18 protein-coding genes are annotated in these 14238 nt (G+C 53.2%); 15 read left to right on the forward strand and 3 right to left on the reverse strand.

Going from position 1 to position 14238, the window contains the following annotated elements; genetic code table 11:
* The first annotated feature begins 312 nt into the window (after positions 1–312).
* The 6 genes from ltrA to Q31a_RS09815 all read left to right on the forward strand — a co-directional run bounded on the left by ltrA (position 313) and on the right by Q31a_RS09815 (position 5660).
* Positions 313–1815 (forward strand): group II intron reverse transcriptase/maturase, encoded by a 1503-nt coding sequence (gene ltrA, locus Q31a_RS09790; protein ID WP_197356586.1) that lies wholly within the window; start codon positions 313–315, stop codon positions 1813–1815.
* Positions 1816–2092: 277 nt separating this feature from the next.
* Positions 2093–2734 carry a hypothetical protein gene (locus tag Q31a_RS09795; protein ID WP_145077067.1) on the forward strand — a complete coding sequence of 214 codons (642 nt, stop codon included), beginning with the start codon at positions 2093–2095 and terminating at the stop codon, positions 2732–2734.
* A gap of 100 nt (positions 2735–2834) precedes the next feature.
* Positions 2835–3482, forward strand: a complete 648-nt coding sequence (locus Q31a_RS09800) for a hypothetical protein (protein WP_145077069.1) — start codon at positions 2835–2837, stop codon at positions 3480–3482.
* Positions 3483–3535: 53 nt separating this feature from the next.
* Complete coding sequence (locus Q31a_RS09805) at positions 3536–4201, forward strand: hypothetical protein (protein WP_145077071.1); 666 nt, start codon at positions 3536–3538, stop codon at positions 4199–4201.
* Positions 4202–4334: 133 nt separating this feature from the next.
* Positions 4335–4787, forward strand: coding sequence for a hypothetical protein (locus Q31a_RS09810; RefSeq protein WP_145077073.1), 453 nt, complete (start codon positions 4335–4337; stop codon positions 4785–4787).
* 126 nt (positions 4788–4913) lie between these two features.
* Positions 4914–5660, forward strand: a complete 747-nt coding sequence (locus Q31a_RS09815) for an SDR family NAD(P)-dependent oxidoreductase (RefSeq protein WP_145077075.1) — start codon at positions 4914–4916, stop codon at positions 5658–5660.
* A 61-nt stretch (positions 5661–5721) separates the two neighbouring features.
* Here the strand turns inward: Q31a_RS09815 and Q31a_RS30105 are convergent, their stop codons facing one another.
* Complete coding sequence (locus Q31a_RS30105; protein WP_197356588.1) at positions 5722–5862, reverse strand: hypothetical protein; 141 nt, start codon at positions 5860–5862, stop codon at positions 5722–5724.
* 69 nt (positions 5863–5931) lie between these two features.
* Between Q31a_RS30105 and Q31a_RS09820 the strand changes: the two genes are divergently transcribed.
* Positions 5932–6345, forward strand: a complete 414-nt coding sequence (locus Q31a_RS09820) for a hypothetical protein (RefSeq protein WP_145077077.1) — start codon at positions 5932–5934, stop codon at positions 6343–6345.
* Positions 6346–7276: 931 nt separating this feature from the next.
* Here the strand turns inward: Q31a_RS09820 and Q31a_RS09825 are convergent.
* Positions 7277–7561, reverse strand: coding sequence for a hypothetical protein (locus tag Q31a_RS09825; protein WP_145077079.1), 285 nt, complete (start codon positions 7559–7561; stop codon positions 7277–7279).
* 855 nt (positions 7562–8416) lie between these two features.
* On the opposite strand from Q31a_RS09825, the gene Q31a_RS09830 reads away from it, so the two are divergent.
* The 4 genes from Q31a_RS09830 to Q31a_RS09845 all read left to right on the forward strand — a co-directional run bounded on the left by Q31a_RS09830 (position 8417) and on the right by Q31a_RS09845 (position 10613).
* Complete coding sequence (locus tag Q31a_RS09830) at positions 8417–8824, forward strand: DUF1398 family protein (protein WP_145077081.1); 408 nt, start codon at positions 8417–8419, stop codon at positions 8822–8824.
* 130 nt (positions 8825–8954) lie between these two features.
* Positions 8955–9404, forward strand: a complete 450-nt coding sequence (locus Q31a_RS09835) for a GNAT family N-acetyltransferase (RefSeq protein ID WP_145077083.1) — start codon at positions 8955–8957, stop codon at positions 9402–9404.
* A gap of 474 nt (positions 9405–9878) precedes the next feature.
* Positions 9879–10118, forward strand: coding sequence for a hypothetical protein (locus Q31a_RS09840; protein ID WP_145077085.1), 240 nt, complete (start codon positions 9879–9881; stop codon positions 10116–10118).
* 153 nt (positions 10119–10271) lie between these two features.
* Positions 10272–10613, forward strand: coding sequence for a hypothetical protein (locus tag Q31a_RS09845; protein ID WP_145077087.1), 342 nt, complete (start codon positions 10272–10274; stop codon positions 10611–10613).
* On the opposite strand, the gene Q31a_RS09850 is transcribed toward Q31a_RS09845, so the two are convergent.
* Complete coding sequence (locus tag Q31a_RS09850; protein ID WP_145077089.1) at positions 10607–10849, reverse strand: hypothetical protein; 243 nt, start codon at positions 10847–10849, stop codon at positions 10607–10609. The two genes, Q31a_RS09845 and Q31a_RS09850, sit on opposite strands and share 7 nt — an antisense overlap.
* Positions 10850–11275: 426 nt before the next feature.
* Between Q31a_RS09850 and Q31a_RS09855 the strand changes: the two genes are divergently transcribed.
* The 4 genes from Q31a_RS09855 (at position 11276) to Q31a_RS09870 (ending at position 13886) form a co-directional block, all read left to right on the forward strand.
* Positions 11276–11728 (forward strand): hypothetical protein, encoded by a 453-nt coding sequence (locus Q31a_RS09855; RefSeq protein WP_145077091.1) that lies wholly within the window; start codon positions 11276–11278, stop codon positions 11726–11728.
* A gap of 364 nt (positions 11729–12092) precedes the next feature.
* Positions 12093–12674, forward strand: a complete 582-nt coding sequence (locus tag Q31a_RS09860) for a suppressor of fused domain protein (protein ID WP_145077093.1) — start codon at positions 12093–12095, stop codon at positions 12672–12674.
* Positions 12675–12798: 124 nt separating this feature from the next.
* A complete protein-coding gene (locus tag Q31a_RS09865) occupies positions 12799–13284 on the forward strand; it encodes an SMI1/KNR4 family protein (RefSeq protein ID WP_145077095.1) in 486 nt (161 codons plus the stop codon).
* Positions 13285–13394: 110 nt separating this feature from the next.
* Positions 13395–13886, forward strand: a complete 492-nt coding sequence (locus Q31a_RS09870) for a hypothetical protein (RefSeq protein ID WP_145077097.1) — start codon at positions 13395–13397, stop codon at positions 13884–13886.
* The last annotated feature ends 352 nt before the right edge of the window (positions 13887–14238 follow it).

A 14238-nucleotide genomic window follows, 5' to 3' on the forward strand; every position in this document is an offset into this window, starting at 1 on the left:
CAGTATCTAGGCTTGCTATAAGGCACTGTGCCGAAGTCGTCGGTTGACATGTAGTCAAGAAAGGTAACGAGGATGAAAGGGACTGGCTGTCCCGCCCTGAACGAGATTGAGCTCCGAAATTTGGTTTCTGTTGGAATCTGCCCAAGGTGTTTGCATGCTGGAAGGCAATGCTTGCTGACGCGTTTTTGGCGAGCGGCAGTGGGAGTCCCGGAGTCGAAGATCCATTCGCGCTAACCACCAAGACATTCAAGTAACCAGTGAGGCCCAGACGCTCTTGAACTTACATGAAATCCAATCATGGAAGCATTGAGTATGCTTAACAAGCCTAACAAGCGAGAGCGGCAAATGGCGTTCTGGGAGTCGGATGACCGAATAGTACCACTGACGCGTGAAATCCGATCACGTGAAACAAAGCTGGGTAATGCCAGTGGAGGGAAGGCGGTCAAGCTAACACGCGGTCCAGACCGGGCAGTGTCCGTGCACAGAGACGGGGAACCACTGCTAACCCGGCTGGACTGCATCACTAGTCAGGCAGTCCGCGACCCAGCGACAGTGTTCAACAACTTATTCAGTCTGTTGAGCTACGAGTTGCTGTACGAAGCGTATTGTCAACTGAAACGAGGCAAAGCACCGGGTGGCGATGGCCGCACCTTGGAGGATTATGGGCAGAACGTGATCGCCAACCTGCGTTCACTAGTAATCCACCTCCATCGCGGCAGCTATCGTCCTCAACCGAGTCTGCGTCGGGACATACCGAAAGGCAATGGCCAGACGCGTCCACTGGGTATCGCTTGCGTGGAAGAAAAGGTCGTACAGCGTGCGATCGTTAAGGTGCTGGAAAGAATCTATGAAGTCGACTTCGTCGACAACTCGTATGGCTTCCGACCAGGCCGCAGCTGCCACCGAGCTTTGAGTCAACTCGGCTCGATCATCGCCACGCGAAAAGTGAACTTCATTCTGGATGCAGATATTCGCGCGTTTTTCGATACAGTATCGCACGAACAGTTATTAGAACTGCTGGGGCGACGCATCTCGGACCCGCGCATGCTGCGACTGATCGAAAGGCTACTGACTGCGGGCGTGTTGATCGAAGGCCAACGTCACGACACGGACGAAGGCGTTCCGCCAGGCTCGTGTTTGTCCCCGCTGTTAGCCAATGTCTATCCGCACTACGTCCTGCACCAACGGTTCTCGGACGAAGTGAAGCCTAGGCTCCAGGGCGAGGCTTACTTGATTCGATATGCGGACGATACCGTGTTCGCGTTTGAACGCGTCGACGATGCGAAACGCTTTCAAGAAGTGTTGGTCAAGCGTTTGGCCAAGTACTCGTTAGAAGTTGCACAGGAGAAGACGAAACTGATTCGTTTCGGCCGCTTTGCTCACCGCGACTGCCAGCAGTTGGGGGAAGGGGCTCCGAGCACTTTCGACTTCCTGGGCTTGACACACTACTGCGGCAGAAGTCGCGCAGGCAAGTTCAAGCTGAAAAGGAAAACTGCTACGAAGAAGTTCCGACAGAAGGTCGCTTCGCTGAAAGAATGGTTCCGTGAGAACCTGACGACTCCGATCGCCTCAGTCTGGCCGACGCTCAATGCGAAACTCAGTGGTCACTATCAATACTATAATGTCAATGATAATTGGCGTTGGTTGCTGAAGTACCGTGAAGTCGCACGTCGTCTTGGCTTTCGCTGGATGCGTCGCCGGAGCCATAAGGGCTCTGTGCTCAGTTGGCCGAAGTACCGCCTGTTCTTGGATCGCAACCCGTTGGCACTTCCTGGCCGGATCACGGACTTGATTGCCATGAGCCGCAGTGTGTGAGATATTAGTGACAAGTGTTAGCTGGGAGCCGGATGCTTTAACTGGGCTAGTCCGGTTCTGAGAGGGGACGCATGTACAATTGAGTATGGCCGTAATATTGTGACACCACAAAGAGGAAACTCGTGGCAACCGATGAACACAAACCTCGACCTAAACTTGAAAGACTGCGTCCTAATCGCCCTCCGTTCCGGAGGTTAGTCTGATTTTGCCAAATCATCGATCGCCGGAACGAGGTGATCCTATTCGTTATTTGCCACAGCACCGCGAGACCGCAATCATGCAATACCTCACACGGCTCCTGATCACAGGCGTTGCCGTACTGGTGGGCTGCACTGGCAAGCAACCGAATCCGACCAATGTTCCGTCGAAGCCTCAACATCTCATCATGAGCGAAGGAAACGCGACAAGCGACGGGCTCTCTGTATCCAGCGGCAACGTAGTCGTCATCGAAAACCAACCGGGGATTGCATTCGCTACGGTTACAATACCCAAGCAACCTAAGAGAGTCGCATATTTTTTGGTGTTCAACCACGATGGACCGAATGTCGGCGTGAAGACTGAAAGCGAAAGTAGCGGGGCAAGCGGCAACACGTTTCATACCATCAACACCTACGGCAAAGAATGCACCGCCAACTACGAAGTTGTCCTGCAAGAAGAAACGGAAGCGGTCAAAACAGAAACCGTTTCAATTGACGACAAAGCCTACGATTCATCCAAAGGTCGGGTGTTTCTCATCGACATGAAGCTTGATCCGCCAAACGTTACGCAAGTCAATCTGCACATGCCAAATAACGTGCCGGATCTGAAAGTGGAGACAGATGCCACTCGGCAGTTCGGCGACGATACCGTGAATGCGTTACGCAAAGCTAGCAAGACCGTCAATGAATTCTGCCGATCAATCGAAGCGAAAGGTGGATAACTATCGGTTGCGACGGAGTCCGCGAGTCAATCATTTTGAAGTAGTTGCTTTTCCTCGCGGCCCCGCTGAACCGTACCGTTATCTGGCACGAAGAATTCAAATGCGAAAGATGATTCTAAGCGTCTGCCTCTCATTGGTTGCCCTTGCTGGTACGCCGAGTTGCGCTGGTGATCCGGCTATTCAACTCAACGGCACATGGGAATATGTGGCGGCAATCGAGGCTGATCGTATCACCACATACGATGAGTCATCAGCAATACAGCTCGTAATCTTGGACAATACGTGGGCGTTGTTCAAGGATGGAAGGCTGATTCAGGGCACTGTCGAAAACGTTGAATACAACAAACAGACTAGCCCCGTATCGTTCGTTCGCCGTAAGGGCAAAGCTCCGCATATTGTTGGTCACTCCATCGTGAAGCTATATGATGATCATCTGATGTACACGACCACCCCAATGGACGCGACCGGATTGGGCTCAACGTCTGGGGCGGTTGGTAATTACGAATCCGATCCGGACGGCGGTGGGGCAAATGTGACCGCTCCGCTCGGTGGCACGAATGGCGGTGTTGGCCGTCCTTACCAGCATCCGCCAAAATCCTTCTCACCGGAAGGAACGTCCAACGACCAATACATTCTTCGACGAATCAACGACTCAACAGCCATGATGAGCCAGATAACAAATGGATTGCACGGGAGTCGGGCGTCGCGAGTTTTGACCGATCAAACTTCCCCCTGCCCGCCCCCGTGAATCCTGACGTTCGCCCGTCAATTAGGCCGCTCACTCGTAATCGGATGTTTACCTTGCTGAAGACTTTACCTACCGCATGCTTGGTGTTTATTGCCCTTGCTTCAACGTCCGCGTTGCTAAACGCAGGTGTCATTGACGCAACCTCTCTTGAAACCATCCTGCGGAGCATCGAGGGCGAGTCCGAACACGACATCGCGGTCATTAAAAAGCTGGTGCGCGAGTCAAGCGATGGCTTGGATGCCTCCGATCCGAAGGCAATAGAACAGGCCATGGACCGAGTTCGCAGCAAATTGCACGGTAAAACCGTCGGTGGCGTTGTATTGGAAGTCGCCATTCTGCAGAACGCAAGAGACAGTGCGCTGGAGCAAAAAGCTAAGACAATTGTTAGAGAGTATCGGTCGCGTTGGAAAAAGCGAATCGCAAGCTTTCGGTCTGTTGACGTGGGAATGACGAAGGATCAACTTGTAAAGTTGCTCGGCGCGCCGGACTTTCAGTCAAACTCGGAGTCGGTAGAAAATTATCTGTATGGATGCGATGCGGCGCACAATGAAGAACAAATCTGGCTCCTGAAGATTGCCGTGGAAATCATCGACGGAAAAGTCTCGGATGTCAAACGAATGGACAGCCATATCGGAATCGAGGATGCTTCGCTGCCGAAAGAAGTGAATTCGGGCACAGGCTCAATACCATCTTCTACGTCAAGATTAGATTCTCGTTAAGCAAAGCGGCGAACCAACGGTTGAGCGTGAGCGGCGGGCGGTCCACGTCCGCTTCGAAGCAACGTTTTCTGGCCGTCGCCACATTAACCTGGTCGTTCGACGGCAACCGTGGCGTGCATTTTGGATCCAGCGTATGAGCGACCCGACGAACGCATCGCAAACTCAGGTGCCCCGCGGATTTCGATTTTCACTCGGTACGATGTTGCTCTGGATTGCGATCGGCGCACTCACCACGAATACCATAATCATGAATCGCCAGGTTGCGCGGTTGAAACACGAGGTCGCATCACAGCAGCCCCTATCTCCCGAAGACGTTGCCCGTCAATTCGAGATCAGGACAACGCTCGGACCGATTACTACCACCGTGAAAGACGTTCGCTACTCGTTAGAAGCAGATGCATATAGAGTTAATTTCTCATGGGTTGACGCGGCGAGTGGGAGCACCTGGCACTCGGATATTCGGCTCGAGCATGACGGCTTCGGTGTCTACTACGGTCAAATCCGAATTGGGCCGTTCATTCAACCACTGGGATACACTGAGTCATTCCCGGTTGCCGTTGAAACCCCGTCGTCATTTGCGGGCTAGCATCTCTCAAGCCGATGGACCATGCAATGAACCTGCTCCGGCGATAAAATGTCCATTGCCTAATGAGTGATTTTTCGCCGTCCTGGAGACGGTGTTCGTTCGGCCTCTTACCGACATGGAGCAACTATGGTGTATATCGTTACAGGGGCATCGCGAGGGATTGGCAACGCTGTTGCGGCAGCCTTGGCAGCACGCAATTATCCGGTTCTGGCCGTTGCGATCTCAGAGGCTCGCCTACAAATGCTGGCCGACCGATTCCCGGACGTCGTAACACCTGTGGCCGCGGACCTGTCGACGCCTGCCGGCATGGATCGGGTCGTTGCTGCCATCCAGCATGGATCTATCCTAGGTGGGATTGTGCACGCGGCTGGATCGCTCATTCCGCTTGAGCCGTTTCTGTCGCTAAACCCCGCGTCACTGGCTGAGCATTTTCAAATTCATGTAACAGCTCAGATTTCCTTGTGTCAGCGGATCACAGAGAAGGCGTCTGTGGCCAGAATGCTATTTTTGGACAGCTACTCGGCGTCGACCCCACGAGATGGCTGGGCGGCCTATTCCATTATTAAAGCCGCGGCACAAATGGCCGCTCGCTGTGCCGCCCAGGAACTGACCAGCACCACGATTGCAAGAGTGTTTCCTGGAGCCGTTAACACACGTATTGTCGAATCCGTATTGGAATCGAATACAGCGACCGCTACGCAGTTTGCACAGTTAGTTGCAAAAGGGGAAGTCGCGGCACCTGAAGAGGTCGCGTCATTTATCGTGGCATTGCTTGTTGACGCATCACGAGACTTGGTCAAGTCATTCGATGCGTGGGATTACAATAATCCAGAGCATCGGCTCTTGCTAGAATCTTGCCAGCCAAAGCAGTGAACCTGAGCGGCGAAGCGACGTAAGCCGAACGAGGCAGAGCAGCGTGTCGATTTGATTGAACTCATGTTTCTTCATCGACAGGCCTGGGCAGTGGACTCGTTTTTACCCACCACCCGCTGGCGAACAAATTTTCCAATTCTGCCCCCTGCCAGCCTTTCAGATTGGAATTCCGCTCTGGGATGTGGATAATTGCCTTGAACATGGGATTATTCTCATTGGTCAAGGATATTAACCGTTACCCGACTGAAATGGAACCTCGCTCTAAACGCAAATGGAATCCAGCTACGCCAACACCGATTTTGATCTTCGTTCGTCCAAGCCATTCGATGTGTTGAACGCCGAACTTTCGGATGCGTGTTGCATACTCCACTACGCCGAATCGAAAGATGGAACTTGGTCGGCGAGTTACGAGGCCGATAGACTGAATGACAGTGCGACAAATGACATCCTCGCATTCATCGGCGTGCTGGACCGCCTTACTGAAGTTGCGAAACAACAGCTTATTGAATGCACAACACGTGACTTCAACGTCGGCGTCAACTGCTGGGATACTTGGGGCTACAATATCGGTCTGTCAGCTTCGACCGTTTCTGCCGTTGCAAATGTTGGGTGCTCGATTTCGTTCACGCTGTATCCGATGCGAGAGCCTGATGGCACGCCCAAGATCGACGAAGACGGCGGGTAACAATCGGATGCACGACGAGTCGCCGAGTCGTGTTTTTGAAGTGGAGGATCGCTCGCGGCGACCGCGTGATCCTTGACGTTCGCCGAACTTATTGCCCATTATCACCCCGAGCCCGCTGTGCGTTCCAAAGACAATCCCTACACCCCGCCGGATGCCATGTCGCCACCTGCAAGTACGCATTCAAGGATATTTTGGATCCGTTCACTTCTGATTCTCGGCGTACTATGTCTCGGCACTTTTGTCTCGGTTAGCGCAATGTCGGTTGTGCCATCTTCTCGTTGGTTTGTCGAATCGATTTCACTGGTGGGGTTGCTGATTGGTGTGGCTTGCTTTATTGGTGCGTCGATTCTACGTCGTCCAATGATCCGAAAATGAAACTTATCGCAATTCATGCTCCTGGCAGCATATCGCCGGTGGCGTCGCGCTCGGGTACAATTCTGTTAATGTGATGGTGACGCCAGCCGGTGGCTCAGCGCCGAACAATCGCGAGTTCGAATTCCCGCGCGGAACATCGCTTCGCCTATTGAACCGTATTGCGGAGAGGTACGGCCTCACTCCGGTTCTGGAGACCGACAACTTGGTTCGCTGCTCAACTGCTCGAATTGTACAATGAACTGCTAATGGCCAAGTAACAATGGTATGATTGCGGAGCTGCCGACATCGCGTTTCCAATTGGAGCATCAACCGCGGCGGCCCGGTTGTGCTATTCGTTAATCGCACTATTTCATCGCTGCGATCGGTCATTCCTCCTTACGTCTTGCACGCGACATGTCACCCCGCCTACCCAAGCGGCCCCGCGTCGCTGCCTGCCCGACACCCCGTGGCGTAGCTTGGCCCCCTGGGCCGACCACGGGGTTGCTCTGCGGCGCTGTTGAGCGGGGATGCCTTCACGGCCCGGGGGGCCTTGCTACCGGACCATGCTACTGCCTTGCTAGGACGCGGTGAACAATTGCTCGAGCCATGCGGCCTTTGATGCTACGGCACCGGCTGTTACGAACATGGTCCCGTCGCCATTAACGACGTAATCAATATCGCCAACGCGGTGCCGAGCGACGCAGGGGATGTGGGGCGGCGCTCCAAAGGTCCCCACGCTGTGATAGAGCTGGGTTGCAGATGGGCCAACGGTAATTGTCGAGTGGACACCACCGCTCAAACTGGCGGTCGAGCTCGTGAGGTCGTTCGAGACCGTTCTCGCATAAACGGAGCGGTTGATCACGTCACTGTCGATTTGAATATCGACCCCCTTTGTCGTGCACAGGGCATTGATCCAAGCGTTGGACAGCGGGTTGCCACGCGGCGGTGGATCGGGAGGGCCAGGTAGTAGTCACCGGCCAATCGCAATCGTCCGGTCCAGGAGGTGAGCTGCCCCAACACCAGGGCGGATCCTCGGCGGTCCACACGGCCAAAATCCGTTTGTAATTGCTGAGACTGACGGAGTATTCATCGGCCGACGCCAAATCGGAGGCAATGCCTAGCCCGTCGTAAACGTCCTGGCACGCTTCCAACGAGGTCAACGAGGGGGATTCGCGGCCCACGTCCCATAGCAACACGCGACGCTCGCAACTGCACTTTCCTGGATTGAGGCACCCGAGTCCCTTTAGCAACCCTCTACGTCGGCAAATCGCGGGGGTGTCGCCGCCGTTATCCGATCGAAATCTAGGACCCTGAGCTAAATGACCCAATCGGAGTTTAGCTCTTAGCCCTGTCGCCAATGCTGCTGATAGCATTCCTGCTTCCAGGTCTGAACGCCGTGTGGAATTGTTTTGGCCGACGGCTTCCTTCTTAATGCTCCGCTCCTCGCCAACTGTTTTAGGTTGCACTAATTTCGGCATTTTGGCAGCTCGGAAGTTGCTCTCGCCTCACTCACCCTCGATAATAATCGCCTCTCCACAGTGTCAGCCCACTGGTTCATTTGGGCAAGATCCATGCGTGAGAGCGAGAAATTGCGCACAAACCGTAGCACGCGAGCAGGCGGGAGCGTCAGGCTGTTTATCAACGTCACTCACACCCGCTGCGTGAAACCGATTGATATTCGCTTGGCGGTACTTGCACTTAGACAGACGAAATGTTCATGAACACCGAAATTATTGTTGCCGCCGCTCGCGCGACACTCGACGGTTCTATTCCTTTCCCCGAGGTTGTCCGCAGACTCATGGAGACTGGCGTAGAGTATTATCACGTCGATTACGTCGCCTTACGAAAGTGCTTTTACAGCGCCACGGGCGACGTCGTGACGACGCCCATTTCCTACGAGGGATTGCCTGCCGTGGCCGAGGTCTTCGATGTGGCCGAGCTATGCGAGGCGATTCTCGATAGCCAGCGTCACGGCCAGCATTATCGCGACTTTACTACGCGTGCGATGAAAGCTGGCGTACAGGGCTACATGGTGTTCTTGCGCGGACAACGCGTCACCTACTGGGGGCGAAGGGGCGATCAGCATACCGAATGGTTTCTCGGCGCGGAGCCATGTTCTCAATGACCGAAACGTCGAACACCCGCCGAATACGAAGCCGCATGAACCGGGCGGTTTTGAAGTGGAGCATCACTTGCCGCGACTCGGTTAACGCGGTCAATCGTCGGCGAATGGTTTTCGCGCGAGGTACGCACCTTTGAAAATTCGATTACTAGAAATCGGCCCTGACCTAGAGATTGGTACTCTATCGACAGACGCTCCATACTTGCTCGCTGACGTGGTTAGAGCAAGCACGGAGCTGTATTCGACCGTTGCTGCGATACGGCCTTGGGTTTGCTACTTGGCTGAAGAGGACGGAAGCATCTGCGGGACATGTGGGTTCAAGGGGCCACCTTCGAACGGTAAAGCCGAAATTGCCTACTTCACGTTTCCCGGCAATGAATCAAGGGGCATCGCAACTGAAATGGGGCGGTCTCTGGTTGAGATCGCAACCCGAGCAGATGACAGCGTGCAGGTTTTCGCACAGACATTGCCAAGTCGGAATGCGTCGCATCGCGTATTGGAAAAACTTGGGTTTCGTCCGTCTGTTACAATCCATCACCCTGATGATGGTGAGGTCCTGGAATGGTTATACAGCCCTGTTTAATTGGTGCCGTGAAGTCAAACTAACGGATCTGAGGTGTGAACCTGACCGGCGAGACGAAGTAAGTCGAGCTAGGCAGGGCAAGTGTCGACGATCGCCGTCCCTGGGGCGCACGCAGTTCCGCCGAGGTTTCACCCTTCGCCTCGCCACGAGTTTCATGTTGCACTGTTTTCGGCATTTGGGCATTTCCGAAGCTGCTCGCTCCTCCCCCACCCACGATAAAAGCCGTCTCGCCGCAATGTCGAGAACATTCCTCGTTCCCATCGAGACAATGTCACGCACCCCGTCCCACCTTCGTTCGTGTATGCTCACTGGCTGCACTTAGTCGCACCAGCGGGCCCCACCGCACAAACCTTTAGCACCGCGGGTGATATTGCGGATAGAGACAGATCCGTCGAGCGATATTCGATAGACTGAACCAATACCCCGAAGTTGTTCGGGATAACTATGTTGTTCGCCAACTAGGATTAAGCGAAGATGCTGAAGAAGATCGTCACAAGCACATGCATACTCTTTTTAACAGGATTGTCGGGGATCGGTCAGGATCTCAGTGGGGCTGAGAATGAGACTGGCGCCGCAATTGTCAAGGTCCTTAATACGCAAATCGCTTCGTTAAACGACGCTTACCACGAAAAGATAGCCTCCCTGGATAAAGCATTTGTCATCAAGTTCAACTCTTTGCAGAACGAAGCTGTAGCACGACTTACCGAACTATAAAAAAAAATTGCAACTGACGACCTCGACGAAGCTGTTCGATTACGAAATCTTGCGAAAGAACTTGAAAGTCAACCTGCTGTTCCCCCCACATCCGAATTTGCGATTTCTGAAGACGCCTCGAAGACGGCAGTTGGGGATACCGCAAACAGAGCCATGCAGCAAGCATTGCTGGCAAAAATCTCCGATCTTGAAAAGCAATTAGGACTTCAGAACGAATTGTCCAAGAAAATTGCTGGTACCTCGTATCGCATTAAAATGGGTAAAAAAGACCGTATTTGGACATTTGCGTCCAATGGCGTTTTATTGAATAACGGCAACGTTACCGCGACGCGCTGGAGTGCCTTTGGGAACGACGCTATCATCTGTGCTGGGTATGACAATGGCAACATCGATATCTGTCAGTTCACGAACGGCTTTCGGGATATCGAGGTCATCTTCATTGGCGATTTCAAGATGTCACGTACACATCACATGGGTACGATTGTGAATCACTGACATTCACTGGCAAACCACGCGATCAACCGAAGTTGCGGAGTGGTGTATTTCCGTATGAAAATCAGTCGTTGCGTCTCGGTTTTTGCAACCGTCATCCGATTCAATGTACTCCCCAAATGATCTAAGGCTGAACGACGGTGACTGACATCCACGACGACCTGAGGCACGCGACCGATGATGCCATTTGAAATACTTGTGCAGATATGGATAACGAGTTCGGGGATGATCCATTGCATGGGGGCGCGTTTTGCACTGACGGCAACGTGATGACCCTTTATTCTGCGGCCGGCACAAAATCTTGGGTTGCTGAACGCGAGTCGGGCTACACAGGGATTGGCTCGAACTACACTGAATGGGAGGCAATCTGCGGTATTCCGGGGAGCGATGACCGCGACATGTACCAATTGAACAAAAAATTGAGAGAGCGGAGCATCGATGCGATCCTTCGTCTTTGTAGAGCGATCGGAGGCCGATCGCACAATCGCAAGAATGAACGCTATCATAAAGTCTGTTTGAACTGGCAGTCGGGTGCCGAAAGTTGCGCAGGACCAAGTCATCAACCTAAGTCGCCACGCCACCAACCTTACTAACCGGCGTGCCTTGGCGACTTGGAGATGGCCCTCATTCATCGGCAACGATGGCATCCATTTTGGATCTAGCGTATGAGCGACGAGACGAACACATCACAGACTCCGGTGGCCCGCGGATTTCGATTTTCACTCGGTACGATGTTGCTCTGGATTGCGATCGGCGCACTCACCACGAACACGATCATTATGAATCGCCTGGTTACGCAGTTAAGAAACGAGGTCGCATCACAGCAGCCCTTATCGCCCAAAGAAGTTGCCCGTCAATTCGAGATGGGGGCAACGCTCGGACCGATTACTACCACCGTGAAAGACGTTCGCTACTCGCCCGAAGCGGATGCATATAGAGTCAAATTCTCATGGGTTGACGCGGCGAGTGGGAACACCTGGCACTCGGATATTCAGCTCGAGCATGACGGATTCGGTGTCTACTACGGTCAAATCCGAAATGGGCCGTTCATTCAACCACTGGGATACACTGAGTCATTCCCGGTTGCCGTTGAAACTCGATCGTCGTTTGAGGACTAGCCACGCACAATCCGAGGAACAAGGCCAGGAACCGGAGCGATGAGGTGACGTAATCCGTGCCGAGCAGATCGCAGTGTCGACGACGGATGTTCCTAGTGCGATCGCGTCTCTAATAAGGGAGTTCCCTACCCTCCCAAGCGGTTTCAGGCTGCGCTATTTTCGATGTTTTGACAGCTCCAGAGTTGCTCGGGCTCTACCCACCCCTGATAATACGTTTCTGTCCACAGTGGAGAGAACGGACCTAATGCACTTTGAGCCACTGCCCCACGCCCCGGCTCCCAGTGCGTTCGTTGATTGATATAGCATATCCAATGCACCGACAAAACCTGGTGAGTTACACCGCTAACCGACTAAAGGCATACCCATGAATTCAGCTGCTGGCACCGAAGACGATTGGACACTTTGGTGGGATGCTCGCCTCGCTGCAATGGAGTCCCTCCTCGGCAAAGCACACGATACTGTTGGCCACGGAACGATTCCGTTCAGTATCGGAGCTGAGCTCGGGGGAACTGCCGACATTGTTTATTTCCACAATCACGTAGACGGCATTGTCTCTGCGACCGCTGAATTGATTGGCAACGCCGATCAAGTCCCAAATTCGCTAGGGAACTACGAACTCGTGATTTGTTCTCGGAACGATGATGACTGGGGGACTGACCTCATTGGGCAACTTGCACACTACACGCTCGAAGCTGCACTAGAGCCTCATCAAACCATGGATATCGGCCCTGCTACTCCAGATGGATCTACGATTGCTGCTTTCTTGTTTTGTGACTACGGGAAATTCACTGTTCGTGACCAAGACGCAGGCTTGATCCTGTGCATTGGTATCACCGCACCAGAACTCGAAGCGTGCCGTAACGGCAGTCGCGAGCGCGTCGAGAGTCTGCTGAAATCCAATGACGTTTTCCCGTTTACAGACCTGTATCGCGAAAGTGTTGTCTGATCCAAGACGGGCTACAATCTACCACTGCACCGGAATTGCAGTGGCGAGCACTTTAGGAAACCGTTGTTATCTCTCGCAGTTCTATGATGCGGGGTATTCGTCGTTAGATGGGATCTGAACCGCTATGGCTAAGTGGAACCGCATCGTTAGTGAGTTCTTTCGGATGTCAGACCCTGAGGGCAAAAACGACCACTATGCTCCGAGTGGCGCCTCACCAGAGTCTATTGTAAAAGTTGAAGCTGAGCTGGGCGTCGAAATGCCGCATGAGTTGCGAGACTTCTATTCCAATCACGATGGACTGGGACTCGTCTCACGAGGAGAGACGCCGATGCCTCTATTTATACGCCCAACGGGGCAACTCGTGGATTTTATAAACCAATGCCGATCTGCATTTCGTGATACGCACCCAACTTACGCGGAACGCTACTTCCCGTTCATTGATTGGTACAACGGAGACTCTTCTGGTTTCATCCTTGGATCTGACGGAAGGTTTGTTGACATGGTGTTCACCTTTTCACACGAACTCTACTGTTACGAAGCTGGACAAGATGCTAACGAATTCATTCATGCTCATGCGGAAACCCTCGCGGAGCTATTGGCACCAGGGTAGAAGCGACGAGGCCTTGGTTGGATCGAAGTGCTCGAACATGCTTTTCTTAATGGCTAATCAATCGTACGCACCCGATCAAGCGTGGCGTTCGTCAGGCAAAAGGAAACGTGATGGGGAGACTGTTTATTGTCGGCGCGGCAATTTTTCTGGCTGTTTTGCTCGCTGTGTTTTGCTTGCGTCAATCTGATGTGCCGCTCACACCTAACGACCACCAAGTCATTTCCAGCCAACTGACGGCTTGGGCCCTCGGGCAACAGGAACTGCGAGGGAATAAGCAACCACTCATTGATTTCTCGTTCTTCAGCGATAGGAATGCGGTGCTAACCTATGAGAATTGCGATCCCCCACGAGACCTTGCTCGTTTTTCGAACAACGCGAAAATACGAGTTCTAGATCGCGAAGCGACTCGAGCGGAACACCAAACCCGAGGATTCGAAGATACCGTCTACATTACTATATCTTGCCTTGAGCGCGGCCGAGCCAAAACAGTCTATACCGTCTCAATTATGTTTGCCGCGCTTGGTGGGGAAGGATACGATTTTGAAATCACTAAAGATGAAGATGGCCTTAGCTACGATGGGGTACAGGCATGGGTGGCCTGAAACTGACGCAAAATGCGGTCAAACAAGTCCATGCACTTGAGGGGCGGTGGCGTGTCCAATTTGTTAGTCCAGCATTGGTCGGTCCCACGTGATGCGTTTGCTATTTGGCAAAAGACGATCTGCCCACACCGCTTGCATTCGCTGTCATGATGCGAGTCCTTGCGGGCTGCCACGAATCCGCGACGCCAACCGCTGCCACTTCAAACGTTGACCATGCTCCACTGGTACGAATGCACCGCGCCAGCGCCTGCTCTCAATATCATAGGACCGTACAACATACCGTGGTCAGCGTTGCCAGTTCACGACGCCGATAATTTCTTCGATCGGATGCAAAAATTGAACATGAAATCAG

Origin of the sequence: Aureliella helgolandensis (assembly GCF_007752135.1) — a bacterium.
GTDB classification, from domain to species: domain Bacteria; phylum Planctomycetota; class Planctomycetia; order Pirellulales; family Pirellulaceae; genus Aureliella; species Aureliella helgolandensis.

Bases quoted from the DNA above. Each gene is read 5' to 3' on its own strand.
- Q31a_RS09800 (WP_145077069.1), top strand. From the start codon at position 2,835: ATGCGAAAGATGATTCTAAGCGTCTGCCTCTCATTGGTTGCCCTTGCT.
- Q31a_RS09850 (WP_145077089.1), bottom strand. From the start codon at position 10,849: ATGCAATGGATCATCCCCGAACTCGTTATCCATATCTGCACAAGTATT.
- Q31a_RS09855 (WP_145077091.1), top strand. From the start codon at position 11,276: ATGAGCGACGAGACGAACACATCACAGACTCCGGTGGCCCGCGGATTT.
- Q31a_RS09845 (WP_145077087.1), top strand. From the start codon at position 10,272: ATGCAGCAAGCATTGCTGGCAAAAATCTCCGATCTTGAAAAGCAATTA.
- Q31a_RS09815 (WP_145077075.1), top strand. From the start codon at position 4,914: ATGGTGTATATCGTTACAGGGGCATCGCGAGGGATTGGCAACGCTGTT.
- Q31a_RS09840 (WP_145077085.1), top strand. From the start codon at position 9,879: ATGCTGAAGAAGATCGTCACAAGCACATGCATACTCTTTTTAACAGGA.
- Q31a_RS09795 (WP_145077067.1), top strand. From the start codon at position 2,093: ATGCAATACCTCACACGGCTCCTGATCACAGGCGTTGCCGTACTGGTG.
- Q31a_RS09820 (WP_145077077.1), top strand. From the start codon at position 5,932: ATGGAATCCAGCTACGCCAACACCGATTTTGATCTTCGTTCGTCCAAG.
- Q31a_RS09830 (WP_145077081.1), top strand. From the start codon at position 8,417: ATGAACACCGAAATTATTGTTGCCGCCGCTCGCGCGACACTCGACGGT.
- ltrA (WP_197356586.1), top strand. From the start codon at position 313: ATGCTTAACAAGCCTAACAAGCGAGAGCGGCAAATGGCGTTCTGGGAG.
- Q31a_RS09870 (WP_145077097.1), top strand. From the start codon at position 13,395: ATGGGGAGACTGTTTATTGTCGGCGCGGCAATTTTTCTGGCTGTTTTG.
- Q31a_RS09860 (WP_145077093.1), top strand. From the start codon at position 12,093: ATGAATTCAGCTGCTGGCACCGAAGACGATTGGACACTTTGGTGGGAT.
- Q31a_RS09865 (WP_145077095.1), top strand. From the start codon at position 12,799: ATGGCTAAGTGGAACCGCATCGTTAGTGAGTTCTTTCGGATGTCAGAC.
- Q31a_RS09810 (WP_145077073.1), top strand. From the start codon at position 4,335: ATGAGCGACCCGACGAACGCATCGCAAACTCAGGTGCCCCGCGGATTT.
- Q31a_RS30105 (WP_197356588.1), bottom strand. From the start codon at position 5,862: ATGTTCAAGGCAATTATCCACATCCCAGAGCGGAATTCCAATCTGAAA.